27 protein-coding genes and 1 pseudogene are annotated in these 24,335 nt (G+C 70.0%); 10 read left to right on the forward strand and 18 right to left on the reverse strand.

Annotation, left to right across the window (positions count from 1 at the left end; translation table 11 throughout):
* Positions 1 to 86 precede the first annotated feature (86 nt).
* The 4 genes from ABZ714_RS28740 to ABZ714_RS28755 form a co-directional block, all read right to left on the reverse strand.
* Positions 87 to 953 carry a helix-turn-helix transcriptional regulator gene (locus tag ABZ714_RS28740; protein WP_358828267.1) on the reverse strand — a complete coding sequence of 289 codons (867 nt, stop codon included), beginning with the start codon at positions 951 to 953 and terminating at the stop codon, positions 87 to 89.
* The gene (locus ABZ714_RS28745) at positions 950 to 1,450 is read right to left on the reverse strand and encodes a GntR family transcriptional regulator (RefSeq protein WP_358828268.1); all 501 of its coding nucleotides are present in this window, start codon (positions 1,448 to 1,450) and stop codon (positions 950 to 952) included. Before ABZ714_RS28745 ends, ABZ714_RS28740 begins: the two co-directional genes overlap by 4 nt.
* Before the next feature lie 224 nt (positions 1,451 to 1,674).
* A complete protein-coding gene (locus ABZ714_RS28750; protein ID WP_358828269.1) occupies positions 1,675 to 2,385 on the reverse strand; it encodes a winged helix-turn-helix domain-containing protein in 711 nt (236 codons plus the stop codon).
* On the reverse strand, positions 2,382 to 2,816 hold the full coding sequence (locus ABZ714_RS28755) for an NUDIX hydrolase (protein WP_358828270.1): 435 nt from the start codon (positions 2,814 to 2,816) through the stop codon (positions 2,382 to 2,384). The genes ABZ714_RS28750 and ABZ714_RS28755 overlap by 4 nt, the downstream gene beginning before the upstream one ends.
* Here ABZ714_RS28755 and ABZ714_RS28760 point away from each other — a divergent pair.
* Positions 2,815 to 2,991 (forward strand): hypothetical protein, encoded by a 177-nt coding sequence (locus tag ABZ714_RS28760; protein ID WP_358828271.1) that lies wholly within the window; start codon positions 2,815 to 2,817, stop codon positions 2,989 to 2,991. The two genes, ABZ714_RS28755 and ABZ714_RS28760, sit on opposite strands and share 2 nt — an antisense overlap.
* On the opposite strand, the gene ABZ714_RS28765 is transcribed toward ABZ714_RS28760, so the two are convergent.
* From ABZ714_RS28765 to ABZ714_RS28810, 10 genes are all read right to left on the reverse strand, one after another.
* A complete protein-coding gene (locus ABZ714_RS28765; RefSeq protein ID WP_358828272.1) occupies positions 2,988 to 3,884 on the reverse strand; it encodes an SAM-dependent methyltransferase in 897 nt (298 codons plus the stop codon). The two genes, ABZ714_RS28760 and ABZ714_RS28765, sit on opposite strands and share 4 nt — an antisense overlap.
* The gene (locus ABZ714_RS28770) at positions 3,881 to 4,396 is read right to left on the reverse strand and encodes a hypothetical protein (protein ID WP_358828273.1); all 516 of its coding nucleotides are present in this window, start codon (positions 4,394 to 4,396) and stop codon (positions 3,881 to 3,883) included. The genes ABZ714_RS28765 and ABZ714_RS28770 overlap by 4 nt, the downstream gene beginning before the upstream one ends.
* Positions 4,397 to 4,436: 40 nt before the next feature.
* Positions 4,437 to 4,640: a DUF5999 family protein gene (locus ABZ714_RS28775; RefSeq protein ID WP_358828274.1), complete on the reverse strand. Its 204-nt coding sequence runs from the start codon at positions 4,638 to 4,640 to the stop codon at positions 4,437 to 4,439.
* Positions 4,641 to 4,740: 100 nt separating this feature from the next.
* Positions 4,741 to 6,123 carry a UDP-N-acetylmuramoyl-tripeptide--D-alanyl-D-alanine ligase gene (murF, locus tag ABZ714_RS28780; protein WP_358828275.1) on the reverse strand — a complete coding sequence of 461 codons (1,383 nt, stop codon included), beginning with the start codon at positions 6,121 to 6,123 and terminating at the stop codon, positions 4,741 to 4,743.
* Between the two features lie 15 nt (positions 6,124 to 6,138).
* Positions 6,139 to 6,861, reverse strand: a complete 723-nt coding sequence (locus ABZ714_RS28785; RefSeq protein ID WP_358828276.1) for a C39 family peptidase — start codon at positions 6,859 to 6,861, stop codon at positions 6,139 to 6,141.
* Positions 6,839 to 7,843 carry a threonine/serine dehydratase gene (locus ABZ714_RS28790; RefSeq protein ID WP_358828277.1) on the reverse strand — a complete coding sequence of 335 codons (1,005 nt, stop codon included), beginning with the start codon at positions 7,841 to 7,843 and terminating at the stop codon, positions 6,839 to 6,841. Before ABZ714_RS28790 ends, ABZ714_RS28785 begins: the two co-directional genes overlap by 23 nt.
* A gap of 11 nt (positions 7,844 to 7,854) precedes the next feature.
* Positions 7,855 to 8,835, reverse strand: coding sequence for an ATP-grasp domain-containing protein (locus tag ABZ714_RS28795; protein ID WP_358828278.1), 981 nt, complete (start codon positions 8,833 to 8,835; stop codon positions 7,855 to 7,857).
* Positions 8,836 to 8,884: 49 nt separating this feature from the next.
* Positions 8,885 to 9,454, reverse strand: a complete 570-nt coding sequence (locus ABZ714_RS28800; RefSeq protein ID WP_358828279.1) for a hypothetical protein — start codon at positions 9,452 to 9,454, stop codon at positions 8,885 to 8,887.
* A 35-nt stretch (positions 9,455 to 9,489) separates the two neighbouring features.
* On the reverse strand, positions 9,490 to 10,149 hold the full coding sequence (locus ABZ714_RS28805) for a hypothetical protein (protein WP_358828280.1): 660 nt from the start codon (positions 10,147 to 10,149) through the stop codon (positions 9,490 to 9,492).
* A complete protein-coding gene (locus ABZ714_RS28810; protein WP_358828281.1) occupies positions 10,146 to 10,382 on the reverse strand; it encodes a hypothetical protein in 237 nt (78 codons plus the stop codon). Before ABZ714_RS28810 ends, ABZ714_RS28805 begins: the two co-directional genes overlap by 4 nt.
* A 402-nt stretch (positions 10,383 to 10,784) precedes the next feature.
* Between ABZ714_RS28810 and ABZ714_RS28815 the strand changes: the two genes are divergently transcribed.
* On the forward strand, positions 10,785 to 12,185 hold the full coding sequence (locus ABZ714_RS28815; protein ID WP_358828282.1) for a hypothetical protein: 1,401 nt from the start codon (positions 10,785 to 10,787) through the stop codon (positions 12,183 to 12,185).
* A gap of 83 nt (positions 12,186 to 12,268) precedes the next feature.
* Here ABZ714_RS28815 and ABZ714_RS28820 read toward each other — a convergent pair whose 3' ends face one another.
* Positions 12,269 to 12,766, reverse strand: a complete 498-nt coding sequence (locus ABZ714_RS28820) for an ATP-binding protein (protein WP_358828283.1) — start codon at positions 12,764 to 12,766, stop codon at positions 12,269 to 12,271.
* Positions 12,767 to 13,061: 295 nt separating this feature from the next.
* On the opposite strand from ABZ714_RS28820, the gene ABZ714_RS28825 reads away from it, so the two are divergent.
* On the forward strand, positions 13,062 to 14,390 hold the full coding sequence (locus tag ABZ714_RS28825) for a DNA-binding protein (protein WP_358828284.1): 1,329 nt from the start codon (positions 13,062 to 13,064) through the stop codon (positions 14,388 to 14,390).
* Here ABZ714_RS28825 and ABZ714_RS28830 read toward each other — a convergent pair.
* A complete protein-coding gene (locus tag ABZ714_RS28830; RefSeq protein ID WP_358828285.1) occupies positions 14,345 to 15,406 on the reverse strand; it encodes an NAD-dependent epimerase/dehydratase family protein in 1,062 nt (353 codons plus the stop codon). The genes ABZ714_RS28825 and ABZ714_RS28830 overlap by 46 nt on opposite strands.
* A 102-nt stretch (positions 15,407 to 15,508) precedes the next feature.
* Between ABZ714_RS28830 and ABZ714_RS28835 the strand changes: the two genes are divergently transcribed.
* From ABZ714_RS28835 to ABZ714_RS28845, 3 genes are all read left to right on the forward strand, one after another.
* Positions 15,509 to 15,748 carry a DUF397 domain-containing protein gene (locus ABZ714_RS28835; RefSeq protein ID WP_358828293.1) on the forward strand — a complete coding sequence of 80 codons (240 nt, stop codon included), beginning with the start codon at positions 15,509 to 15,511 and terminating at the stop codon, positions 15,746 to 15,748.
* A gap of 133 nt (positions 15,749 to 15,881) precedes the next feature.
* Positions 15,882 to 16,091, forward strand: coding sequence for a DUF397 domain-containing protein (locus ABZ714_RS28840; RefSeq protein ID WP_358828286.1), 210 nt, complete (start codon positions 15,882 to 15,884; stop codon positions 16,089 to 16,091).
* A 329-nt stretch (positions 16,092 to 16,420) separates the two neighbouring features.
* Positions 16,421 to 16,570 carry a hypothetical protein gene (locus ABZ714_RS28845; RefSeq protein ID WP_358828287.1) on the forward strand — a complete coding sequence of 50 codons (150 nt, stop codon included), beginning with the start codon at positions 16,421 to 16,423 and terminating at the stop codon, positions 16,568 to 16,570.
* Between the two features lie 217 nt (positions 16,571 to 16,787).
* On the opposite strand, the gene ABZ714_RS28850 is transcribed toward ABZ714_RS28845, so the two are convergent.
* Positions 16,788 to 16,955, reverse strand: coding sequence for a hypothetical protein (locus ABZ714_RS28850; RefSeq protein WP_358828288.1), 168 nt, complete (start codon positions 16,953 to 16,955; stop codon positions 16,788 to 16,790).
* A 494-nt stretch (positions 16,956 to 17,449) separates the two neighbouring features.
* On the opposite strand from ABZ714_RS28850, the gene ABZ714_RS28855 reads away from it, so the two are divergent.
* The 3 genes and pseudogenes from ABZ714_RS28855 (at position 17,450) to ABZ714_RS28865 (ending at position 22,040) form a co-directional block, all read left to right on the forward strand.
* Positions 17,450 to 19,003: an RNA-guided endonuclease TnpB family protein gene (locus ABZ714_RS28855; protein WP_358828289.1), complete on the forward strand. Its 1,554-nt coding sequence runs from the start codon at positions 17,450 to 17,452 to the stop codon at positions 19,001 to 19,003.
* Positions 19,004 to 20,239: 1,236 nt separating this feature from the next.
* On the forward strand, positions 20,240 to 20,710 hold the full coding sequence (locus ABZ714_RS28860; RefSeq protein ID WP_358828290.1) for a hypothetical protein: 471 nt from the start codon (positions 20,240 to 20,242) through the stop codon (positions 20,708 to 20,710).
* 489 nt (positions 20,711 to 21,199) lie between these two features.
* Positions 21,200 to 22,040: pseudogene (locus tag ABZ714_RS28865) on the forward strand (IS5 family transposase).
* A 123-nt stretch (positions 22,041 to 22,163) separates the two neighbouring features.
* On the opposite strand, the gene ABZ714_RS28870 reads toward ABZ714_RS28865, so the two are convergent.
* Positions 22,164 to 23,051 (reverse strand): alpha/beta hydrolase, encoded by an 888-nt coding sequence (locus tag ABZ714_RS28870; protein ID WP_358828291.1) that lies wholly within the window; start codon positions 23,049 to 23,051, stop codon positions 22,164 to 22,166.
* 149 nt (positions 23,052 to 23,200) lie between these two features.
* On the opposite strand from ABZ714_RS28870, the gene ABZ714_RS28875 reads away from it, so the two are divergent.
* On the forward strand, positions 23,201 to 24,073 hold the full coding sequence (locus tag ABZ714_RS28875; RefSeq protein ID WP_358828292.1) for a helix-turn-helix transcriptional regulator: 873 nt from the start codon (positions 23,201 to 23,203) through the stop codon (positions 24,071 to 24,073).
* The last annotated feature ends 262 nt before the right edge of the window (positions 24,074 to 24,335 follow it).

Below are 24,335 nucleotides of genomic sequence, written 5' to 3' on the forward strand. Positions count from 1 at the left end.
GTCGGAGATATCCGGAGGTGAGCTGCTGGTCACGAACGGCGGACCCCGGGCCGGGCCAGCAGACCGGGAGCGGTGGCGGGCGGGGCTCACCCCGGCACGACCGAAGCCCACTCGGCGCCGTCGGCCAGAGCCCAGAGAAGTCCGAGGCTGTCAGTGCGGCTCGCGGCCCGGGTCCGGCAGATCTCCAGCCGTCCGCTGACGGTGGAGCTGGTCCGGTCCGGGTAGTGGACGCCGTGCGTGAGGGTTTCCTCGGTGTAGAGGGGGATGGGGTAGAGCCAGAGCTGGCCGTAGACCCGGCCTGCGCCGAGGGGGAGGTAGTCGGTCAGGTGGTCGGGGCGGTGCGTGATGATCCGGATAGTGGCCCCGGTGTGGATGTGGGCGATCAGGTGGGCGGCCTGGTCCCGGACGACGGCGGTCGGCCCGTGCCGTACGGCGTCTTCGTGGAGGTAGAGCGCGACCGACTTGCCGTGAGTGAGGGGAAGGGCCCGGGCGGTGTGCGGCGCGTTCCCGGTTTCCCGCAGCATCGCTTCGTACATCGGGCTGCGGAACGGTGCCGGAACGGTGGTGCTGCTGGCGAGGACCATGGTTCCTGCCAGCTCCTCGACTGCGGCGATCCGGTCGGCCCAGTGTGGGGTCGAGTCGAGGACGGTGCCGTCCGTCCCGGCGAGGGCGAGGAGTTCCCCGGCGATGTCGTCGGTGCCGGGCAGGAAGTGGTCGACGATCCGGCCGAGAGCTTCGGGATCGTCCGGGTCGGTACGGCCGGTTTCAACGAGTTGCAGGGTCCGCAGGGTGCACCAGGCCGCGCGGGCGGCGTCGCGGGGGCTGCGGTAGCGGGCCTGGCGGAGGGTTCGGAGGTAGGCGCCGGCGACCATGGCGCCGGGGCGGGCGGGGCCGCCGGTGAAGTCGGTCACCGACGGCACCGCCGGGGGCACGGCGAGGTACGGCCCGGTCATCCCTCACCCTTTACGTAGAATCCGGTGCCCGGGACGAATCCGAGGACACCCTCCTTCTTCAGACGGGCGAACGCCCGCTCGCATTCTTTCTCCGAGATTCCCAGGGCGGCGGCTGTGTCGAATGCCGACAGGACGATGCCTGCCCCGTAGCCCTTTTCCCTGATGTGGCGCCGGATCTTGCCGGTCCAGGGCTGCGTTGCGGTCACGGTAGTGGACCGTCCCCGGAATGCATCGACGAGCCCTTTGTCCGCGAGAACGTCGATCGCCCGGCCCACGGCACGGTTGCTCACTCTGAATTCTTCTGAAAGATGCCGGGCCGAAGGCAGGTTGTCGCCCACCCGGTAGAATCCGTCCGCAATCCACTTCTCCATGGTGCGGGCCAGGCGCTCGTGCGTAGGGCCGTCCTTCGAGAGGGAGCCGGTGGCTGCCAGTCCGGCGTCCCGGAGTATTCCGACAGCGCCCCGGGCGACGCTCATGCCGACGTGGTAGCCGTTCATGACGAAGTCGAGGGGGATCGCGGTTCCCGCCTCCCATTCTCCCGAGGCGATACGCGCACGTAGTTTGTCCGCGACGTAGGCCGCCCACTGAGAAAACGAGCTGGCGGGGACGCGTGGTAATTTCTCTACCGTCGCTGGCCTTTCGCCTCCGGGCGCACTGCCTGACGCGTCCTTTCGGAGTCTGCCGGTCGGCCTGGTGTGGTGTCCTGGCTGGTGAGCGTGTGTCATGTTTCGTTTCCGCTCGTTGCGTGGAATCCGGCGCCGAGTATGCAGTCGACGGTTCCCCGTTCCATGAGTTCTCGGACCGCGGCGCGGACCGCGTCCTCCGGGACGTCCAGGCTGGCGGCTATTTCACGCAGCGGGATGAGGGTTCCCGGTGCACTTTCGTCTTCGAGGTGACGCTGCACTCTCTCGGTGAGTTCGGGGGTTGCGCGTTTCGGGGTCGGTTTCCTGGGTCCTCGGGGTGTCGCCCCGGCTACGTAGCTCCCTCTGCCGGGAACGGTGTCGAGGGCTCCCGTGTCCCGGAGTAGTTTCAGGGCCAGTTGCACGGTGCCTTCGCTGGCCGAGAATTCCCGTGCCAGGGTGGCGGTGCCGGGGATCCAGTCGCCCGGCTGGTACTCGCCCGCTTCGATTCTTGCTTGCAGTTGGCTGGCGAGTTTTTCGTGCTGAAGGCGAGGGGCGCGTTTGGTTCCGTCTCCCTCGACGCGGGCGGCGTGTCCGCGCCGGGGCGCGGTGACAAGACTTTCTCGCGCAAGGACGGTGATAGCCAGAAGCGCGACATATTCTGTTGTCGCGAACTCATTTCTCACGGCATGCGCAGGAATTTCGGTGCCCGGCCGTATCTTCTTCTGTTGGATGCGGTGGCGCAGAATCCTTGCGATACGGGCTGCCTGCGCGGGGGCGGAGCCGTACGCGACCCTTCGCCTGCCGGTCATGCCAGTTCTCCGGCGGCCCAGGTGGTGACGAACTCTTCTACGGGGGTGTAGAGCCCGTGGGGAATGTAATCGCCGAGGCGGGCGAGGGGTGCCCAGACGACGCCGGAGATCTCGCCGGGACGGGTCCGGACCGGGGCCGGGGCGGTGCCGGTGGGGATGCAGTGGACGTAGTGGAGTCGGCGCCCGGTCTCGGGGTGGATCCTCGTCCAGCTCCGCCCGGTTGCCCGGACCTTGAGTCCGGTTTCCTCATCGATCTCGCGGACGGCGGCCTTGCGGGGGCCTTCGCCGGTCTCGATTTTGCCTCCGGGGAGCTGCCAGCCGGGGCGCATGCCGGGGGCGGGGGTGGTGAGGAGGACGAGGAGGAGGCGGGGGTCGGGGTCGGCGGTGAGGACCACCCCGGTGGCGATAGAGGGTTCGTTTAGTGCGGTCATGTCCGTTCTCGGGCTGGTCGGTGACGGGTGGAAGGTGTGGTCGGGCGCGCCGGGGGGCTGGGGCTGCCCGCCCGCCGACCGGGCGGGCAGCCGGTTCCGGGGGCCGGGCCGCCCCGCCGGGCGGCTGGGGCAGGTGGCCGGTGGTGTGCCGCTGGCCGTTCGGCGGCGGGGCTAGGTCGTGGTCGAGGCCGTTGGTGTCCATGGCGCGATAGCCCTCGGCGGCGGTGAGGTGCTCGTGGGTGCTGCGGGAGTACGGATGAGGGCGCCCCAGGTTGCGGAGGTGTCCTGTCTGCCCTTACGGCGGCGGGGTGCGAGGCCGGGCTTGAGGATGGTGACGTCTCCCGGTCCGGGCGGGATGATTTCCAGGCCGCGGGTGCACTGGTGGATGAAGGCGGTGTCGCGCATCCGCCCCCACCGGCCGCCGGTTGTCGCGGTCATGATCTCGGTGACGGCGTTGCGCACTGTGGGGTCGTCGGACACGAGTTGCACGACGGCGATGACGCTGTCGGGCGGAAGTCCGTCGGCGAGTGTCCGGACCACGTCTGCGGGGTTCACCAAGCCGTCCTCGTCGGGCAGGCAGTCCAGCACCATCGACAACAGCACGGCCAGCCGCCGGTCCCAGTCGAGGAAGTCCGCGGTCGCGAGCTTCAGGGCTGCGAGATCGCGCAGGTCGCAGTCGGCTGTCCGGATGTGCTCGTTGTCTTCCAGTTCGGTTCGGGCGTGGGCGAGGACCATGGGGTCGGTGTCCACGTAGACGACGCGCGCGGTGGGGTGGATTGCCTGGGCGGCTTCGTGGGTGTTGCCCCGGTGCCAGGTGGGGAGCCCGCAGCCCAGGTCGACGAACTGGTCGAACCCGTCGGTGGCAAGGGTGCGGACGGTGTGCTGGAGGAAGGCCCGGCCGGTGCGGACGTGCTGTTCTGCCTGGGGCAGCGGGTCGAGGAGTGCGATGGCGGCCTCGCGGTCGGCCCTGTAGTTCTCAATACCCATGGCCAGCCAGTCGTGGATTCGGGCGGAGCGTGCCCCTCGGTGGTCCAGGGAGGTGGTGACGGGGAGGTCGTCGAGGTTCACCGCCGGCTCCCGGCCGCCCGGCTGGTGCGCGGTGGCTGGGGCTGCGTCTGCCGTACGGGCACGGGGGTGCCGGTGAGGGTGGCGGTGAGGTCGCTGACGACAAAAGGCTGGTGGGTGGCGGGCGGGGTCGTCCAGTGGATGTCGCGGCAGCGGACGGCGGCGGCGGGCGGGAGTTCCACCGTCACCCCGGGGCGCAGGAACCTGGTGCCGGGGACGTTCCAGTGCTCGGGCCGGGTGTCCGCAGGCAGGAGAAAGACAATGATGCGGGCGAAGTCGTTCACGATCACGGGCCCTTTTTCCAGGGCCGGGTGGTCGGCCAGGATCCGCAGGCCGGTGTCGTAGGGGATGCGGACGGTCTGGAAGGCGTGTCCGTTGCTGATCTTGCGGACGAGGGTGGGGTGGATCCAGGTCCCGTACGGCCCGCCGTAGCGGGTGTAGTCGGGATTGTTGTCGTGGAAGAAGTCCTCGAAGTTCCCGGCCTGCGAGGGGTCGGCGGGAGTGAGTGTGGGCACGGCGGGTCCGTTCTGGGTGTCGGAGCTGGGGGCCGCGGGGCTATGCGGCGAGGCGCTGCGCGGGGGCGATGATCAGGCTGGGGGTGATGTTGCCGCCGTCGTCGAAGCAGATGACGCCGTTGCAGAGGAGGGCCCAGCCGGTGATGCTGTCGCGGCTGACGGTGACGGCGGCGGACCGGTCGGCCGCGTCCGGGCCGGGGCACGGCGGCTGGTGAACACAGCTGCGGTGGGTGGTTTCGGGCATGACGGGATCACCTCTCGGCGAAGGGCGGGTGCGGGTGGGCAGGGGGGCCGGCCCGGGGCCCGGTGGGGCGGGCCCCGGGCGGGGTTTGGTGCGGGGGCGTCTACTCGGTGGTTTGGAGGAGGGCGTCGGCGAGCTGCTGGAGCTGGACGTCGCGGCTGGCCTTGACCAGCACGATGTCGCCGGGCCGGAGGGTGTGCTGGAGGAGTTCGAGGGCGGTGTCCTGGTCGGGCAGGTGGACTGCGGTGATCCCCGTGGCGGTCTGTTGCATCCAGCGGGCCTCGTCGCCGCCGACGGCCACGAGCTGGTCCACGCCCTCGGCGGCGGCGATCTGCCCGGTCTCCTCGTGCGCGGCGCGCGATTCGTCGCCGAGTTCGTTCATCTTGCCCAGGACCGCGATGGTGCGCCGTCCGGATGAGCGGCCCATGGTGGTGAGGGTTTTGATCGCGTGGTGCATGGAGTCGGGGCTGGCGTTGTAGGCGTCGTTGATGATGGTGACGCCGTCTTCGCGGTCGGTGGTCTCCATCCGCCACCGCGACCGGGCGGTGGCGCTGCTGAGGAGTTCGGCGGTGTCGTCGGCGTCGAGTCCGGCTTCGTGCGCGACCGCGGCGGCGGCGAGGGAGTTCGCGATCTGTACCGCTCCGGCGAGCCGCAGGTGGACCGGAGCGCTGCCGCCGGGGGTGGTGAGGGTGTAGCGGGCGCGCCCTTGGTCGTCGAGTGAGACGTCGGTGGCGCGGATGTCGGCGGGCTGGTGGGTGGCGTAGGTGAGGACGCGGGCGCCGGTGCGGTTGCGCATCGCGAGGACGCGGGCGTCGTCGGCGTTGAGGACCGCGAGGCCGTGCGGGGGTAGGGCTTCGACGATCTCGGCTTTGGCGCGGGCGATGGCGTCCTGGCTGCCGAACTCTCCGATATGGGCGGTGCCGACGTTCGTGACCACGCTGACCGCCGGTGGCGCCACCGTGGTGAGGGTGCGGATGTCGCCGCTGTGGCGGGCGCCCATCTCCAGTACCAGGAACTTCGTGTCGGCGGTGGCGCGGGTGACGGTGACCGGCAGGCCGATCTCGTTGTTGAAGGACTGCTCCGTGGCCACGGTCTCACCGGCGGCGGCCAGGAGGCGGGCGATGAAGTCCTTGGTGCTCGTCTTGCCCGCCGAGCCGGTGACCGCCACCACCGTGGTGTCCGGGAGGCAGGCCCGGAGCAGGTGTCCGGCGAGCCGGGCCGCCGCTGCGAGGACATCGTCCACGACGATCGCGGGCACGCCGACCGGGCGGGTGGCCAGGGCGGCGACGGCCCCGGACGTCACGGCGTCGGCGGCGAAGGTGTGTCCGTCGGTGTGGTCGCCGGGCAGGGCGAGGAACAGGGAGCCCTCGACCGCGGTGCGGGAGTCGAAGACGAGGGGTTCGGTGACGAGGGCGCCGGGGTCGGTGACATCGGCGAGCTGCCCGCCGGTGATGCGGGCAACGGCCGCGAGTGAGAGGGGTTCCACGGTGGTGCTGTCCGTTCAGATCGACGGGGCTACAGGGACGGTGGAGGTGCTGGCCGCCGGGTCGGGCGACGTGGCGGTGGCGGGGTGGAGGGTGAGGGAGACGCCCCGCCCGGCGAAGTAGTCCGCGAACCGCCCGGCCGGCAGGGTCGCCTCCCTCGCCGAGGGGGTGTGGCCGGAGGGGTTGTTGAACACGATCCCGCCCTCGGGGGTACGGCCCCGGACGAGGACGAGGTGCCCGCCCCGGCGCGGCGGGTCCGTCTCCGGGGTGCGGATCGACTTGTGGACCGACGCCATCACCAGGTTGCCGTCGTCGAGGAGGCCGGTGAGGTCTTCCATGGTCAGCTTGGGGTGCACGAGCGCGGTCATGTCGTGGGCCTTGTGGACGTAGCGGGCGAACGGCCCGTAGATCAGGCCCTTGATCTCTCCGTCGGGCTGCTCGGTGTAGGCGCCGTAGTGCCGGGCCCCGTCGGCGAGCGCGAACAGACTGGGCGAGTAGCCGTCGCGGTGCAGGAGCGCCATCCGCAGGCACGCCATCCCGCACAGGTGACCGGCCCAGTGCCGGTACTCGGCCACCGTGGCGGCTCCGCTGGTGGACCACTCCGGGTCGTCCCCGATGTCGCGTCCCTCGTAGGCGAAGGCGTGGATCAGGCCGGGGCTCGCGTACTGGGTGACGGACGGTACGTCGTGCGGCGGCCGGAGTGGTCCGGGGGTGGGGTCAGTGCAGCAGGGCAGCGGCATGGGTGTGTTCCTCTCGGTCGGCGACGGAGTCGAGCAGAGTGCGGTAGCGGGGCCAGTCGACGTTCCCGCCGGACAGGATCACGCCGACGGGGCCCGGCGGCAGCCGGTCGGCCGCCTTGAGGAGTCCGGCGAATGCGACCGCGCCGGACGGTTCAGCCGCGGCACGGTAGTGCCGCCACAGGAACGCCATCGCCTCCGCGATCAGCTCCTCCGGAACGGTGAATACATCCGCCAGGTGGCCCTGGTTGATCTCGAACGTCAGGTCGCCGGGCCGGGTGTGGCCGAGGCCGTCGGCGATCGTCACCGGCGGCGGGATACGGACCCGGCGGCCGGTGGTCATCGACCGGCGGGTGTCGTCCGCGGCCTCCGGCTCGACCCCGAACACCCGCACCGCCGGGCTGCGGTGGGAGGCGGCGAGACAGGTACCGGCGGCGAGCCCGCCACCGCCGACCGCAACGAGAATCGCGGACAGGTCCGGGCGCTCCCGCAGCATCTCCCACGCCGCCGTACCCGCCCCGGCGATCACCGGGTGGGAGTCCGCTGACGGCACGATCGACAGGCCCTGCTCGCGGGCGATCCGGTGCACGATCTCGTCCCTCCGGCCCATGATCCGGTCGTAGGTGACGATCCTCGCGCCGAGGGCCTGGACCCCCTCCACCTTGGCCCTCGGCGCGTCGTCCGGAATCACCACGGTGGCCGGTGCCCCGAACCGCCGGGCGGCCAAAGCCAGCGCCTGGGCGTGATTCCCCGACGAGGCACCGATAACGCCCCGGCCCCGGGCAGCGGGAGCGAGCTGCGCCACGGCGTTCATCGCGCCCCGGACCTTGAAACTGCCGGTGAGCTGCATGTTCTCGGCCTTGACCAGAACCTGGCGGCCGAAGCGCTCGTCCACCACAGGCGAAGACAACAGCGGTGTCGGGGCGATGAGGTGGTGGATCCGGTCCGCGGCAGCGAGCACATCGTGAGAGGTCAGCAGGGCCATGAGAGATCCCTTCAGGGCCGGGCGCGGCGGTCGGTGCGCGCCGTGCGGACGATGTGGGAGAGGAGCTGCTCGTAGGAGAGCCCGGCGGCGTCCGCCATCCGGGCAAGGTTGCCCGTCCTGGAGAGGCCCGGGAGGGTGTTGACCTCCAGCCACACCGGTATCCCGCTGTCCGGGACGACGAAGTCGTGACGGGAGTAGCCGTGGCAGTGCAGGGCCCGGTGCGCCCGCCGTGCCATGTCGTCCAGCTCCGCCAGGACGGCATCCGGCAGACGGGCCGGGCAGAGATAGGTGGTCAGGTCCGGGCGATGTTTCGCCTCGGCGGAGTAGATGCCGTCCGCGGTCGCGGTCTCCAGCGGGGGCAGCACGTGCAGGGTCCCGTCGGAGTCCTCCAGGACACCGGCGCTCACCGACCGGCCCTCGATGTACTCCTCCACCATCATGGCCACGCCGTCCGCGGCCCGGAGCGCGTCCGCGAGTTCTTTCTCCGTACGGGCGAGGACCAGCCCGATCGACCCGCCCTCGCTGACCGGTTTCACGATCACCGGCAGGCCGAAGGCTTCGGCGATCCCCCGCGCCTCCGCATCCCGGTCCGGATCCGTGCCGGTCAGCACCGGCGTGCCGGCCGGAGTGAACACTCCGGCGTCGGTGGCCAGGGTCTTCGCGACGGTCTTGTTCATCCCGACCGCCGACGCGAACACCCCACTCCCGGTATAGGGGACACCGCTGGTCTCCAGGAGCCCCTGGAGGCGGCCGTCCTCCGCACCCCGCCCGGCGATGGCGAGGAGGGCGAGTTCGGCGCCCTCCAGACCGGCGGCCAGCTTGTCCGTCTCGGCGAGGTCGAGCACCCGGTGCTCGATACCCAGGGCGGTGAGGGCGTCGGAGGCCGTGGTGCCGGAGAGCAGGGCGCGCTCACGCTCCCGTGACCATCCGCCGGTGACGACGGCGAGGGGCGCGGCGAACTCGCCGGGGCTGAGGGCTTCGATCGGTAACAACGCTTCCTCCGGCAGTGGATCGGATGGGCGGGTTGGGCGGTGGTGGCGGTCAGCCGCTGGTACCGGCCCAGATGTCGAGAAGGTCGAGGGTGGGCAGGGCGAGCCTGCGCAGGGAAAGGACGGCGGGGGGAACCGGCGCGGACAGCGCCGCCGCCCGCGCCAGCGCCTCCCGGGCCCGGGGCCCGCAGAACCGGGACCCTCTCCCCGCAGGGACGCTCTCCCGGCCCGCGGCCCCGGGCGGGGACGGTGCCGCGAGTGCCCGGCGGCCCCGCGCGAGCAGTACGGCAACCTCGCCGTCGGCGGCCCCGCGATGGCGCTCGTTCAGGACGGCCACGAGCTGTTCCAGCGCGTGCCGGAGCCGGGCCACCAGATGCACGATGTCCTTGGCGGACGGCGAGGGGTCACCGACGGCGCGCTCCAGGTCATCGCAGAGCACGGCGACGATTGCGCGGGCCCGAGGAGTGCCGTAGTCGCCGTAGACCAGGTCCAGGGCGAACCGGTCGCACAGCGCTTCGAGTACCTGCTCCACCGCTGCGCGGTCGGTACGCACGTTCGGCAAGGCGGGGATCACCAGCCCGGTCAGCAGGCCGGGCGGTGACACGGCGGAGGAAGGGGACATGGGGGAAATCTCCACAAGGGATTCGACAGGCTGATTCAGGAGTCGGAGGAAGCCGATTCCGCGGGCAGTTCGACCGGGGTGCACCCGGTGAGCCGGGTGACGATCCGCTCCGCGAGCAGCCACGGCATCCACTGATCGTCGTACGGCAGCCGTACGCCGGTCGTCGTCGCCACCGGTAGCCCGCCCGGGTTGCCGGGGTCGGGGCCGTAGAGCAGGCCGTGGTAGCCCCAGATCTGCGGGTAGCGGACCCGTACGGCCCGGTACTCCTGGGCGAGGGACGGGCACTGCCGGACCGCAAGGACGGCGCAGGGGTCGGGGCACAGCGGCACGATCTCGGTGAGGGAACCGTCCTCCACCTCGCCCGCCCCCGGGAAGAGCCAGAGCGGCCCGTCGGGGTGCGGGGCTGGTCGCCGGCCGCAGACCTGGCACAGCAGCCGCTGTGCGGAACGGCGCTGGCGGCGGCCGTCGACCACCTCGTACAGCGGCCGGCTCCCCGGGGCGGGTCCCCTCCGGCCCCGGCCGCGAGCGATCAGGACCCCGTCGTCGGTCCGGTCGTGCACGCCCTCGTCGGCGTACGCGATACCCCGCCCACCGGGCGCGAGCACCACGGGCTCGGGCAGGTTCGGCGCGTCGGACCAGGGGGTGATCCAGGGGACCACCCGTCCCTGGAACACCGGCAGTCCGGTCGCACTCATCCGGTCACCGCCCGGGGGTCGTAGGCGTCGAGGATATGCGCCGGGCAGGTGGTCAGTCCGGGCCGGACCTCGACCGGCGCGGCCGTCTCCCGCGCGCAGACCAGGCAGACCTCCGTCGTGGCGGCGGGCGGCTCTTCGGCGAGCAGACAGTCGAGCACCATCGGCTGGGTCCGGAAGAACTCCCGGGCCTGCTCCTTCGACGGCCCCGTCCACGGCCGCGACCGAGGACTCACAGGTAGCGGGAAGGCGGGGAGGGGACGGTCCGCAAGGTAAGCGGCCGTATGCCGTCCCAGCGGACGGCGCAAGGACAGAAGACGCCCTACGCGGACGAACGGACGAACGATAGAGTCACGCATGCGGCTGATCAGCTCCTTCGGAAAGCTGCTTGGTCACAGCCCCGGCGCTCCGTCCCAACACGGAGACCGGGGCACTGTCATGCCCGGGGCGCTGCCATGCGCAGCCGGACGGAGATGCGGGCGCCAGTGCGCCGTCGGCCCGCGCGGGCGAACTCCCCTGACGTACCGACCACCTCGGGCGGCGAGGTCTGTAATCAGATAACTACGCAGCAGGGCCGGGGCGGTACGGTGCTGAGGGGGGCAGCAGGTATATCGCGCATATAGGGGGAGAGGGCACCGATGACGCGCACTCCGAACGTGCTCCTGCGGGAGGTGATCGCCGAGTCCGGGCTCACCTACGCCGCGCTGGCCAGGGAGATCCGGTGTGCCGCCGCTGAATGCGGCGTCACCCTGCGAACCAACAAGTCGGCCGTGGAGCACTGGATTTCCGGTACTCGCCCTGTCCCGGCCACGGGCCGGTTCATCGCCGTCGCGCTCTCCCGTGCTACCGGCCGGCTGATCTCCCCCGCCGATCTCGGACTCGGCCCGGCGGCCGGGCCGGTCGAGGAGGGGGCCATTGGACTCTCCCTGACCGGCGATCCACTGGATACGCTGCTGCCCATGTGGCGTCACGAACTGGACCGGCGCAGAGTCCTTGCGGCTTCCGCATACTCGGTCGCGGCGGCGTCCCTCCCGCTGTCCTACGTCCGGGAGATGGCCGCCCGCGCCGACGCCGCCCGGACCGGACGTCGAGTCGGTATGGCCGAGGTCGCCGCAGTCCGCGACATGATCACGTTCTTCACGGAGATGGACGAGCGGCACGGCGGACGTCATGGACGCAGCGCCCTCGTCCAGTACCTCTCCGACGACGTGGCCGCCCTCGTCCAGTACCTCTCCGACGACGTGGCCGCCCTCGTCCGGGGAAACTTCCGCAACGACGAGGCGCGCCGCCAGATGCTGTCCGCCGCGAGCCGGGGTGATCACCTGCTGGGCTGGAAGTCGTACGACGCCGGACACCAGGGCCTCGCCCAGCGCTATTACCTCCAGTCCTACGCCCTCGCCGTCGAGTCCGGGATCCCCGGTCAGGACGGCTTCGTGATACGGACGATGGCGATGCAGGGGCTGAAGATCCACCGGCCCGAGCACTGCCGGGCTCTCGCGGAGACCGGGCTCGCCCGCGTCCAGGGGACTGCCGACGCCGAGACCGAAGCACTCGTCCGCGTCGTCCACGCCCACACGCTCGCCAAAGCGGGCCAGCGGACGAAGGCCCTGGCCGAGACCGACCGCGCCCACGCCCTGCTGGACGTGAGAGATGGCGGCGAAGCCCCGTTCTGGGCCCAGGCATGGGGCCCGGCCCGGCCCGGCGTCTACTCCCGCACCGCGAAAGTCCACGCCACCCTCGGCGACTACCAGACCGGTGCCGCGTACCTGATGCGGTCGGCCGCCTCGTGGCCCTCCACGGAGTACGCCCGGATCGTCGCCCTCGACCTGGTCGCCGCCGCCGAAATGCAGCTCAAGCAGGGCGGGATCGAACAAGCGTGCGCGACCTGGAACCGCGCCCTCGACCACATGGACGGCATCCAGTCCGCCCGCACCCGCAAAGCGATCGTCGGGATACGGCGCGATCTTGCACCCTTCCGCGCCCGGGGCGCCCGCAGCGCCGCCACCCTCGACGAACGCGCCCGCACCCTCCTGACCTGACGGGACGGCGGTATACGCCGAGCCCCGCCCGGAGAGTGCTTCCGGTAACCGCCCCGTGCCACCGCGGCCGGTGATTGAGGGGATCAACGCGCCCTCCGCTGAAGGGGAGGAACGGCAAGCTCGCACCAAGTCGTCGTACCGTCGGCGCTGACACCCCAGGACTGGGCCACCGCAGCAACAATGACCATGCCCCGGCCGCTCTCGGACCAATGCCCGCGTGCGGCGACTGCCGCGCGGCCGACGGACCCGTCCTCAACCTCGATCACCACGGTGTGAAGCGAGATAAGGATCCGGACGGTGACTTTCTCACCCTTGCTGTGCTGGATCGCGTTCGTGACCAGCTCGCTGGCCAACAAGGTCGCGTCGTCAACGACCCGATGAAGGCCCCAGAGACGGAGCTTGGCGGCGCAGACCCGGCGGGCGAAGCCGATCCAACGGCACTCCACCTCCGTCGGGCCCGGTAAGGCGTCGGAGCCCATGACCCTGCGGTCGAGGAACAGCGCCACGGCGTCCCGTACCTCGTGGGGGACGGTGGCGAGCGGATGCTCAGCCCTGCTCTCTACGGTGGTGCTCTGGCTCAACGTGCTCATTGCAGCCTCGGCTTCGGTCGAAGGGGAGGTCAGGCCGCCGCACCCGTAGGGGACGGGGCGGCGGCCGGGGAGTGGCGCTCATCGTTCTCCCGCCGCAGGTGGCCCCGCCATGGCCTGTCCCGTGGCCTCTGGGCCACGGGCGGGTGATGTACATGGCCCGGGGGTAGCTTTGGGATGGCCTTTGCGCGGGCGCGCTTGCCGTGTTTCCCGGTCCCGGTGTCCCCTGCGGGGGAAGGGATCGGCCCGCGCACCGCCGGAAGCGGCACCGCAGATTTGGGGGCGGAACGTGAGAAACACACCGAGGACGCTGCTCGCGCAACTGTGCGAGCAAGGTGGTCTGACCTACCGGCGGTTCGACGAGCGGTTCAGCAGAACGGGCACCCGGCTCTTCGGGAACAGCCCGCACAACCCCACCTGCGGCGAGACGCAGTTCCGCCGCTGGACCGGGGGCAAGCTCGCCGGGTTACCCGGTCCCGAGACCTGCCAGATCCTGCAGGCGATGTGGCCCGGATACACGGCGGAGCAATTGTTCGGCCCGCCGGGCACTGCGGACGATCCCCAGGAATCCGCGTTCAACCTGGAAGAGCGAGTTCACATGACCGCACGCGAAGCCCACGACGGCGCCGGCATGACTGCTGCCGCGTCCATCTCCGACAACAGCATCGACGATCTGCGCGACCGCATGAACACCCTGGCCCGCGACTACCACCGTCTCCCGCCCGCCAGGGCGTACGAGGACGCCGACGATCTGCGCCGCGAGCTCGAACGGCAGCGTGAGCGGACCCAGGTCCCCGTCCAGCAGCAGACGCTGATGATCCTCAGCGGCCAGGTGGCGGCCCTCCTGGCCGTCTGCGCGTTCGACCTCGGCTACTTCCCCAGCGCCCGCACTCTCGCGCGCACCGCCGCCCTGTATGGCGAGAGCAGCCGCTTCACTCCGCTTCAGGCATACGCCGACGGCACCCTCGCCTACATCGCCTACCACAGCGGTGAGCCGAACGAAGCCCTGGCCAAGGCCCGGCGGGCTCTTTCCCATGCGGGTCTCGGCAGCACCGCGCTACGGCGTCTGCAGGCTATTGCGGCCCGCGCCCACGCCCACCTCGGTGACACCGCGGGCGCCCGCCGCTTCATCGATCTGTCCCGGGACACCGGGCAGGAGTTGCGGGACGACCTCCACGACGCGGTCGGCGGCGAGTTCGGGTTCACCGCCGAGCGCCTGGCCATGTCCAACAGCACCACGGCACTCCTGATCGGCGACGCGGCACGGGCCGCGGTCGAGGCTGACCGGGCGCTCACCCTGATCGGGGAACGGCCCCCGGGGGAGCGGTCCACTCATGTGAGGGCGGGTGCGGCGGCGGACCTCGCCCACGCCCGGCTTCTCGTGGACGACGTCGAAGCGGCGGCCGACGCCCTCACAGGGCTGTGGGATGTCCCTGCCGACCAGCGCAACACCGGAATAGTCGTCCGTGCCGCCCGCGTCGCCCGCCACCTCGCGGGCCCTCGTTACCACGGCTCCCCACTGTCTGCGGATCTCCGCACCCGGATCGAGGAGTTCACCCGCGTGTCCCCGCCCTACCGGCTCGGACCCCCCTTGCCACTGGTGGCGATCGAGCCCTGATCCTGCAGGGAGGCGAGAATCCGAGCCTCCTTGTCCGCGGCGATCCCGTGCTCCGCCCACCTGGAGTGGTCCACGGGACGCCCGTCGCCCGACCACCAGCCCCAGGTATCCCGCACAGTGTCGGCAATCGGCCGGCACCGCAGCCCCGCCTCCACGGCCCGCCCGGAATCGACCGACCACACCCCCGCGTGCGTCCGCCACAGCGGAAGCTCCGTCCACTGCCGCACTTCATGCCTCGCGAGGACCACCGGGTCCGCCCACACCGGCTCGCCGACCCCTCCGGTCACCGCCAGGCACTGGTCCAGGAAGTCCCGGAACGAGATGCCGTCGGGGTGCGCGACGTTGAACGCCCCGCCGACCGACCCGCCCGCCAGGCGCAGGGCGAACGCGGCCACATCGCGTACGTCGACCGGCTGGATCCGCTGCTCTGCCGGGGCGGGCGCCAGGATGTGACCACCCCGCCGTGCACGGTCCAGCCACCACGGGAGCCGCCCGACGTACTCACCGGGCCCCAGGATCACCCCCGGACGCACGAACACGGCACCGTCCCCGAAGATCTGCGCCACGGCACGCTCACCGCCCGCCTTCTGGAATCCGTACACCGTCGGGCTGCCGTCCTCACCGGTGTACCCGAACGACACGTCCGCATCAGCGGGGCACTCCAGCACCCGCGACGCCTCGGTCAGAGGCTCGTGGGGCCACCCCTCGTATACCGAGACTGTGGAGATGTGCACCCAACGTCGGGTGCGGCCCTGCAGGGCCGTCGTGGCCAGCAGCACATCGCGCGGCGCGAGCTCTGAACTGGACGTATCGATGACCGCGTCCCAGGGTCCCCCCTGGGCCAGCTTGCGCAGATCCTCGGCCACGGTCCGGTCACCGTGCACCGGCTCCGCCCCGGGCACGTCCTGCCCCGATCGGCCCCGGTTGAACGTGGTGACGTCCCAGCCCCGCGACAGGGCACCCTGGACGATAGCCCTGCCCAGGAACCAGGTGCCCCCGACCACAAGAATTCTCATACCGCCGATCCTGCCCTGCCGACACCGCACGGAAAAGACACTCCCGCCAACCAGGCCACTCACGAAGACGGCCAGCTTCCACGACCAAGAGGCCGGGGCCAGCTGGAGCCCGGCCGAGGGGCGACCAGCGGTGCGCCCTGGTCGAGTGGCTGGAGAAAGTCTTCCCGTAGCGGGAGTGGCCAGGGCCAGTGCGTTGAGGTCGCGGATCTGACGGCACCCTCGTACGAGGCTGTCGGAGTCCGGGACTCCAAGCTGCCGGAAGGCCCGCTTCTGATGGTCGCCCCGCCCGTGTTCGCGCGCTTCGTCGCCGAGGTCCGGGGGAACGGCTTCACCAGGCCCTGATCCTGACCTTCCCTGGCAAGGACCGCGGTACGGGCGGGGCGCGGCGCCGACGGGCTTGCCGACGGTTCCACAACCGTCCGATCTGAGTACGGCCATCGCGTAAGGACGTACCGGCACGGGCAGAGGAGAGTTGATGCGCATACGAGCCGACGCCCTGAGCGTGGACTGGTTTTCATCCAGCTACAGCAACAACCAAGGGGGAGCGTGTGTCCAGGGTGGGCTGATGCCCGGCGCCATGGCAGTACGCGACTCCAAGGTTCGGCAGGGACCCGCGTTCGTGGTTTCCGCAGGTGTTTGGCGTTCGTTCATCAGCGCGCTGAGCCGCGGTGAGTTCGAAGTCTGAACTGAGGCGAACCCCCTGCCCCCCCTTCGCCCACTCCTGGGAAGGCAGGCCGGGGCGCGTGATCCCACGCCCGTCCCCCTCTGCGGCACCACCTGGCCGACCGCTGCCTGCTTCCGGCCGTGTCTGCCGGAAGGGGCCGACTGCGGACGGCGAAGCGCACTTTGGTAGTTGAGGGCGCTCGCCTCCTGTTTCCACAGAGGGGCTGAACGGCAGCCCGGACCTCGGCGCTCGACGTGCCGCCGGGCCCGTACGGGCGCACCCTGGAACTCGTGACCCGCGCACCAATCGTTGTTCACCGACCGTCGCCGGATGGCGGGCGGCGTGTCACGGTGAACGATCGGATCCTCGGCGTTGCCTACCGCGACGCCGACATCGTCGAATTCCTTCGGGCTGCGGGGCTCGAAGACGCGGACGACCTCGTCGCCTCCGGCTCCGCGATGATCGAGTGGCGGGGTGGAGCCCCGTACGAGTACCGCTGACCTGCCGTTTCGGCTTCCACGTGTTCTGTATCTAACGACCCGCCGACCGACCGGTCACCCATTCGGCCTACTCCTTACGAGTGACAGACCGTGGCCCGCCCGTAGGTGGGTCGTTGGCCAGGCAGTACAAGGGCTAAGTACATGCTGAATGCCCAATACGCAACGACGGGCCCGCCGCCCCAGGGGGACGACGGGCCGGTGCAGACGGGATGGTGGGCTACATGCTTCGGCGCAGCCGCCGCCACGCCCTGCGCCAGGCCGATGTCGGCTGGAGCGCCATGCGGAGTCCGATGACCATCGCGAGGGAGAGCGCCAGCGCCAGGAATGGCGGCTGGTTGCCCACCGCGAGGAGAACCATCAGGGTGCCCGGTCCGGTCGACGCCAAGGCGGCTTCCGTCGGAGCCTGCAAGGCAAAAGAGCGACCCGCAGGCGACTGCGGGTCTTCAGGGGGTGGCGTCAAGGCAGCCTCCTTGTAAGAAGGCGGCGCCGCGCGGCTCATCGTCTGCCAGGACCCTGGAGCCGCGCGGCGCCGCCGGTCTCTATGTCGTCGCATCACTAACGACCTCGGCGCGAACGGGGCACGTACGGCCACCGGGACGAATGAATCCGCCCCCGAGGGGGTGGTTTCGAGTACCGGAGTTGACACTCTGGGCAGGGGATCACAGACCGTAATTCTCCATACAAAGATGTGACTTGCTTCACCTTGCGGTACCAGTCGTACGAGGCCACCTCGCGGCACTGACATCCCGCGCATCGCGGCGTTGCCACCATCCGCTTCAACACCACAGCAGCCGAGTGGAGGGCCCAAACCGCGATTGTCAGTGGCTGCTTCTATAGTTCGAGCACTTCGACTCGCGAACCTCGGGCAGGGGGTGTGCAGTGCAGCAGATCGTCTTGCGGGCGTACAAGTTCGCGCTCGCGCCCACCGCTGCCCAGACAGAGGCACTCAATCGGCATGCCGGTGCGGCACGGTGGGCGTTCAACCACGCCCTGGGGATGAAGGTTGCCGCGCACATGACGTGGCGGCGCGAGGTCACAGCGCTCGTCGAGCAAGGACTCGACGAAGCCGCGGCCCGTAAGAAGGTGCGAGTACCGGTGCCGACGAAACCGGGAATCTACAAGCACCTCAACAAGATCAAAGGAGACTCTCGAACCGAGGATCTGCCCGAAGGCGCGTACGGCCCCCACCGGCCGTGCCCGTGGTGGCACGAAGTGAACACCTACGCCTTCCAGTCAGCGTTCCTGGACGCAGACCAGGCATGGAAAAACTGGCTGGACTCGCTGCGGGGTGTGCGGGCAGGACGGCGAGTGGGCTACCCGCGGTTCAAGAAGAAGGGGCGCGCGAAGGACACCTTCCGTCTCCACCACGACGTTAAATCCCCCGGGATCCGGCTCAACGGATACCGGCGCCTCCGGCTGCCCGCCATTGGCGAGGTTCGCCTCCACGACTCCGCGAAGCGGCTCGGCCGTCTCATCAGCAGAGAGGAGGCGGTGGTCCAGTCGGTCACCGTCTCGCGGGCAGGACACCGCTGGTACGCGTCGGTTCTGTGCAAGGTCACTACCGAACTGCCCGACCGTCCGACCCGCCGCCAGCAGGCGCGCGGACGTGTCGGAGTCGACCTCGGAGTCAAGCACCTGGCGGTCCTGTCCAAGCCCCTCTGTCCGGGCGACGAGACCAGTGCCTTCGTCGTCAACCCGAGGCACGTCCGCGAGAACGAGCACCGCCTCGCCAAGGCGCAGCGAGCCCTGGCCCGCACCGAGAAGGGATCGGCGCGGCGGGCCAAAGCCCGGCGCCGGGTCGCCCGCCTTCACCACGAAGTCGCCGTACGGCGCGGCACCGCCCTCCACGCCCTCACCAAGATCCTCTCCACGCAGTTCGCCGAGATCGCCGTCGAAGACCTCAACGTCGCCGGTATGACCCGAACAGCCCGCGGCACCGTCGACAAACCGGGCCGCCGCGTGCGGCAGAAGGCTGGACTGAACCGGTCCATCCTCGACGCTTCACCGGCCGAGCTGCGCCGCCAGCTCACCTATAAAACTTCCTGGTACGGCTCTGCTCTGGCGGTCCTCGACCGCTGGTTCCCCTCCAGTAAGACCTGTTCCGCCTGTGGGTGGCAAAACCCACGTCTCACACTCGCGGACAGGGTGTTCCACTGCACTACCTGCAACCTCAGTATTGACCGAGATCTCAACGCCGCACAGAACATTGCAGCGCACGCGGTCCCTGTCGATCACACTGTCGCCCCTGGTAGAGGGGAGACACAAAACGCCCGCCGAGTCCCTGTCAGACCGCCGAGCCCACGGGCTCAACGGCAGGGGACGATGAAACGGGAAGACACCGGTCCACCCGGGCCAGTGCCACCTCAGCGGAGCAATCCGCTGACGCTCTCCACCCACCGCCCGCCTGGTCAAGAAACTGCAAAGCGGCCGTAACGCCCCAGCTCAGGAAGAGTCCGGGCCGTACGTGCGGGGAGCGACCGCTCGTCGGTCAGTTCGATTTTGGCCATGCCTGGTCCGGGCCGTACGTGCGGGGAGCGACCGCTCGTCGGTCAGTTCGATTTTGGCCATGCCTGGTCCGGGCCGTACGTGCGGGGAGCGACCGGCATACGGCTGCGGACTCCTCACCCTCGCCCCGTCCGGGCCGTGCGTGCGGGGAGCGACCGGCCGTCGTGAGGCTCCGCGGCTCCCGGTGGGAGTCCGGGCCGTGCGTGCGGGGAGCGACCGCCCTGGTCCGGGGCGAAGGCGCGACCCTCTTCGTCCGGGCCGTGCGTGCGGGGAGCGACCGGGGTAGGTGCCGAGGACGGGGCCGAAGAGGTCGTCCGGGCCGTGCGTGCGGGGAGCGACCGCGCCCTCCGCCGACGGGAGTTGAGGCAGTGAGCGTCCGGGCCGTACGTGCGGGGAGCGACCGAGGTCCACCGTGCCAGGGTGCCGTAGGGCCGCGTCCGGGCCGTACGTGCGGGGAGCGACCGCTGACATTGTTCCCTGCCTCGGCAGGGATGACGTCCGGGCCGTACGTGCGGGGAGCGACCGTCTGCGGTATGTACGCCGACCGACCCGCCCCATTGGGTCCGGGCCGTACGTGCGGGGAGCGACCGGTACAGGTAACAGGTGGTGAAGGAAGTTCTACGTCCGGGCCGTGCGTGCGGGGAGCGACCGGTGGTGCACGTCATCTCCACCGACACCCTCGTGTCCGGGCCGTGCGTGCGGGGAGCGACCGTGCTCGCCCGCGCGCTTGGTCATGGTGGTCATGTCCGGGCCGTGCGTGCGGGGAGCGACCGAAGTGGATGTGCCCGTCGTCGGTGGTGAGGGGGTCCGGGCCGTGCGTGCGGGGAGTGACCGTAGTTTCCCGTTTCCTCTTGTGCCGGATTCCCTGACTCGAAGCTGCCGCAAGGCCCGGTGCGGTTCGTCGCCGGGTCCGTGTTCGCGCAGTTCATCGCCTGGCCCCTCAGGAGCGGCTTCGCCGACTGCCTCCCTCGCACTGGCCTCGCTGCCGCACCGCGGCTGTCCTCCAGGCGCACCACGGCGCAGTCGAGGTGCCGCAGCCGGATAGCGGAACGCCGAGGACGGCCACTCGGGCCTCACCTCCGTCGACTCAAGATCACCTCGGTTGCGTGCCACCACGGCGTCGTGCATCTTCTACGATGGGCATGCCGCCACGAAAGGAAACCCATGCGCACCGCCCGATTTCTACCCTTCGCGTCGGAGGCCCTTTCCAAGGCGCCGGATATTCAGGACGTGACCTCATGGGATCGAGGAGATCACACTAAGGGCCTTAAAATTAGCTTCACGTCTGGTGCGCAACTCTGGGTGGGCGTCACCATGACAACCGCTCCGGGTGAACGGATTGAGCAGCCTGAATCGCCAGTCCACGGTGATGCCCCAGACGAGGTGGCACTGCCTGACCTGTACGAGGATGGCAAAATCACGCCGGACCGCGCCAAGAAATATATTGCCGCTGCCCTCACTCACGCTCATTGCGACGAGATCGAAACCGTTTACCCATACTCGGATGAGGCGGCGAATCCCGGCGTTGGCGTGAAATTCCACAACGGATCCCGCATTTACTGTCTTTTCACGCAGACCGCGCGGCCCGGGCAGGGACCCGGGGGAAAGAAATACGACCTCCAGAGTACTTTCTGACGCGTTTCTCGGCTCCGGCTGCCGGGTAGCGGACAAGCACAGCACCACCTCTATCAGCACCACTCACGACAGGAGTACTGATGGACTGCTGTTCCCTCACCCGCCCTGGCGCCCGGTTCGACCCCGGAGTGTGCGAGGGGTCCTGCCCTGTCTGCGGAGCGACGGTCGGCGCGGCGCCCGGTGAGCCCGTCGCTTCCCACCAGTCCCCCGGCTCGCTCGATATGTGTTCGGGCGCTGGCCAGCCAGCACGGTAACCACGGACTGGGCCCCGGCGACCCTCGGTCGCCGGGGCCCAGTGTTCGGCCTCAACATCAAACTCCTCACCAGCAACCTGCGTCTCCACTACTCGGCCGAGCACCGGCTGAGTAGTGGATGTGCCGGGACGCCGGGCAGACCGCCCGTACCCAGGGGCTCCCGCAGCTCCGGCGGGGCTCCGCCTTCTAGGCCGTGTGTCGAAAGTGGATCTTGGGCTGTGAATGATCACGGTTCATGGGTCGGGGAGATCTCACGGACGAGCAGTGGGCGGTGCTGGAGCCGTTGTTGCCGAAGGGCACGAAGACGGGGCGACCGCCGGTCTGGCCTCGGCGGCAGTTGATCGACGGCATACGGTTCCGGGTCCGGACCGGTGTGCCGTGGCGAGACGTCCCCGCCGAGTACGGACCGTGGAGCCGGGTCTACGACCTGTTCCGCCGATGGCAGCGCAACGGCGCCTGGCACCGGATCCTCACCCGGCTCCAGTCCATGGCCGATGCGAAAGGAACGATCGTCTGGGACCTGAACGTCGACTCCACGGTCTGCCGCGCCCACCAGCACGCGGCCGGGGCCCGCAAGCAGGGCGATCTGCAGAAGGAACCACCGGGCGGAATCTTCGTCGAACCTGGTGATCACGCCCTTGGACGCTCGCGCGGCGGATTCACCACCAAGCTGCACCTGGCCGTCGAGCAGGGCCAGAGGCCCATGTCGATCGTGCTCACGGCGGGACAGCACGGGGACTCACCGCAGTTCGAACCCGTGCTGGAGAAGGTCCGCGTGCCCCGCATCGGGCCGGGCCGGCCGCGTGTCCGCCCCAACCGAGTCCGGGCGGACAAGGCGTACGCCTCCCGCAAGAACCGTGCCTACCTGCGCCGCCGCGGAATTCGCTGCACCATCCCCGACAAGGCCGACCAGGCACGCAACCGCCAGAAGCTCGGCTCCCGTGGCGGCCGGCCGCCACGTTTCGACCCGGCCGACTACCGCGAGCGCCATGCGGTCGAGTGCGGGATCATACGACAAGCTTGCCGTTAGCTACGAGGCCGTGGTGCTGGTCGCAGCCATCGGGGAGTGGCTGTGACCAGCACCTTCGCGACACTCGGGCGCCTGACTCTCGCCGGGGACGTTCCACCCTGACCACCAAGGGGGATCTACCCGCAGCGCGGACGAGGCGTCCGCTGGATGACCGCTCACGCTTGCCGGCTCAGCCGAGGTGCTTGCTGAAGAACTCGGCAAGCTTGGCGACGGCGGGAGTCACGTACTCGTCGCGGTCGTACAGGTCGACGTGGGTGGCGCCGTCGACGAGGAACAGTTCGGCGTTGCCGGGGCTGTCGGCGACGGCCTTCTCGGAGAACCCGCGGGTCACCGCCTCGGTACCGGCGATCATGAGCAGGGGGCGGGGCGCGATCTTGGCGACGTCGGCGAAGGAGTCGAACTGGTCGAGGAGGTCGGCGCTGCGCACGACCAGGTCGCCCGTGGAGCGCGGGTGCATGCCGCGGGGCGTCTTGTAGTAGTCGACGAACTCGGCCGTCGGGGCGGGGGTGTCGGCGTCGGCCGTCTCCGGGAGCACGGCGAACGTCGCCGCAGGCTCGCCGGCGGCCTCGGCGCTGCGGAGGTTCCCAGAGTTCGCCACCATCTGCTGCCAGCCCTCGGGGTCGGCGCCGCGGAAGAAGCTGGGAACGTCCGTCCCGGAGACGCCGGCCACGGCCTTCATCCGGTGGTCGGTCTGGGCGGCGTAGGGCACGTAGGCTCCGGAGCCGCACACGCCCATCACGCCGATGCGCTCGGGGTCGATCTCGGGGCGGGTGGTGAGGTAGGAGACCGCCGCGCGGAAGTCCTCGGCGCGCTGGAACGGGTCCTCCAGTCCGCGGGGCATGCCCTCGGATTCGCCCTGGAAGGCGGCGTCGAAGGTCAGGACGGCGAATCCCTCCTCGACCAGGCGTGTGGCGTACACCGCCGGGGACTGTTCCTTGACCCCGGTCGTCTGGTGGCCGATGACGATGGCGGCGAGCGGGCCGTCGCTGTCCTCGGGAAGGTAGAGGTGGCCGGCGAGCTGCAGGCCGTTGGTGGGGAATCGGACGTCGGTCCTCATGTTCTGCTCCTGGGGGAATCAGTGCCGGCCGGCGATCTGCGGGCCTGTGTCCACTGTCCGGCTGACGGCCGGGGCCCGGGAAGGTCGGGCTGCTTCCTAGGAAGGATCTCTCCCAGGCAGAGCTTTTCCCTCGGTGCCATGCTGGAGGAATGGCTGATTCCGCGCATCTTCGTGAGCTCGGTGAGTTCCTCAAGCATCGCCGTGGTGAACTCACACCGGCGCAGGTCGGGCTTCCTGAGCGCACCCACACCCAGCGCCGCGTGCGGGGACTGCGCCGCGAGGAAGTGGCTGAGCTCGCCACCATCAGCACCGACTACTACGTACGCATCGAGCAGGGCCGACTGGCACCGTCACCGCCGGTACTCGAGTCCCTCGCGCGGGAACTACGGCTGGACGCCGACCAGAGGACGTACGTGGAAGGACTGGTCGACCAGGCCGCGCGCGCCGGACACCGCAAGACGCCGCGCCGGTCCACGCGCCCCAAAGTGCACCCGCACCTGACCCGGCTGCTCGGCCAGCTCACCGGTACCCCCGGTATCGTCTTCGGCCCACGCCTCGACATCCTCGCCTGGAACCCACTGGCAGCACAGCTGCTATGCGACTTCTCGGCCGTGCCCGAGCCCGAGCGCAACTACGTCCGCATGGTCTTCACCGATCCGGTGATGCGCGACATCTACCCGGACTGGGAGGACGTGGCCCGCACCTGCGTCGAAGTCCTGCGGATGGAAGCCGGAACGAATCCGACGGATCCAGCCCTCACAGCCCTGGTGGGCGAGCTGGCCGTCGCCGATCAGCAATTCCGGGTCTGGTGGGCCGAGCACCGCGTCGCACACCAGGACTTCGGCAGCAAACGCATCACCCACTCCCGCGTCGGGGAACTCACCCTCGACTGGGACACCTTCCGCTACGCCGGCGCACCAGAACAGCAACTCGTACTCTGGTCGGCCGAACCCGGCACCCCCGACGCGGAACGACTGGCCGACCTGGCCCACGACACGGCCCAGAGTCCGCAACCTTCGTGAGCATCACTGCGACTGATCTTTTCGAGGAGCAGCGAACCGTCGCCACTTTCGATACACGCCCTACTGATCTTTTCGTAAGTTCGGTGGGTGTGGTGGGTGTGTGGGTGGGAGGCTGTCGGGGTGGCTTATCAACCTTCCTCTCCGGTTGCCGGCTCCTCACTTCCTCTTTTATCACGGCCTCAGTTGGCGGAGGCACGTCGTGTTCGGGCGGTCGAGTTGTTCGATGACGGTGTCCCGAACGCGGAGATTGCGCGGGTGGTGG

The sequence above is a fragment of the Streptomyces sp. NPDC006798 genome (assembly GCF_040635975.1).
GTDB lineage: Bacteria > Actinomycetota > Actinomycetes > Streptomycetales > Streptomycetaceae > Streptomyces.

Coding starts and splice junctions, on each gene's coding strand:
- ABZ714_RS28800 (WP_358828279.1), bottom strand. CDS start 9,454: ATGTCCCCTTCCTCCGCCGTGTCACCGCCCGGCCTGCTGACCGGGCTG.
- ABZ714_RS28760 (WP_358828271.1), top strand. CDS start 2,815: ATGTCCGTTCTCGGGCTGGTCGGTGACGGGTGGAAGGTGTGGTCGGGC.
- ABZ714_RS28740 (WP_358828267.1), bottom strand. CDS start 953: ATGACCGGGCCGTACCTCGCCGTGCCCCCGGCGGTGCCGTCGGTGACC.
- ABZ714_RS28750 (WP_358828269.1), bottom strand. CDS start 2,385: ATGACCGGCAGGCGAAGGGTCGCGTACGGCTCCGCCCCCGCGCAGGCA.
- ABZ714_RS28745 (WP_358828268.1), bottom strand. CDS start 1,450: ATGAACGGCTACCACGTCGGCATGAGCGTCGCCCGGGGCGCTGTCGGA.
- ABZ714_RS28860 (WP_358828290.1), top strand. CDS start 20,240: ATGCGCACCGCCCGATTTCTACCCTTCGCGTCGGAGGCCCTTTCCAAG.
- ABZ714_RS28830 (WP_358828285.1), bottom strand. CDS start 15,406: ATGAGAATTCTTGTGGTCGGGGGCACCTGGTTCCTGGGCAGGGCTATC.
- ABZ714_RS28755 (WP_358828270.1), bottom strand. CDS start 2,816: ATGACCGCACTAAACGAACCCTCTATCGCCACCGGGGTGGTCCTCACC.
- ABZ714_RS28785 (WP_358828276.1), bottom strand. CDS start 6,861: ATGCCGCTGCCCTGCTGCACTGACCCCACCCCCGGACCACTCCGGCCG.
- ABZ714_RS28870 (WP_358828291.1), bottom strand. CDS start 23,051: ATGAGGACCGACGTCCGATTCCCCACCAACGGCCTGCAGCTCGCCGGC.
- ABZ714_RS28775 (WP_358828274.1), bottom strand. CDS start 4,640: ATGCCCGAAACCACCCACCGCAGCTGTGTTCACCAGCCGCCGTGCCCC.
- ABZ714_RS28805 (WP_358828280.1), bottom strand. CDS start 10,149: ATGAGTGCGACCGGACTGCCGGTGTTCCAGGGACGGGTGGTCCCCTGG.
- ABZ714_RS28815 (WP_358828282.1), top strand. CDS start 10,785: ATGACGCGCACTCCGAACGTGCTCCTGCGGGAGGTGATCGCCGAGTCC.
- ABZ714_RS28840 (WP_358828286.1), top strand. CDS start 15,882: ATGCGCATACGAGCCGACGCCCTGAGCGTGGACTGGTTTTCATCCAGC.
- ABZ714_RS28875 (WP_358828292.1), top strand. CDS start 23,201: ATGGCTGATTCCGCGCATCTTCGTGAGCTCGGTGAGTTCCTCAAGCAT.
- ABZ714_RS28790 (WP_358828277.1), bottom strand. CDS start 7,843: ATGGCCCTGCTGACCTCTCACGATGTGCTCGCTGCCGCGGACCGGATC.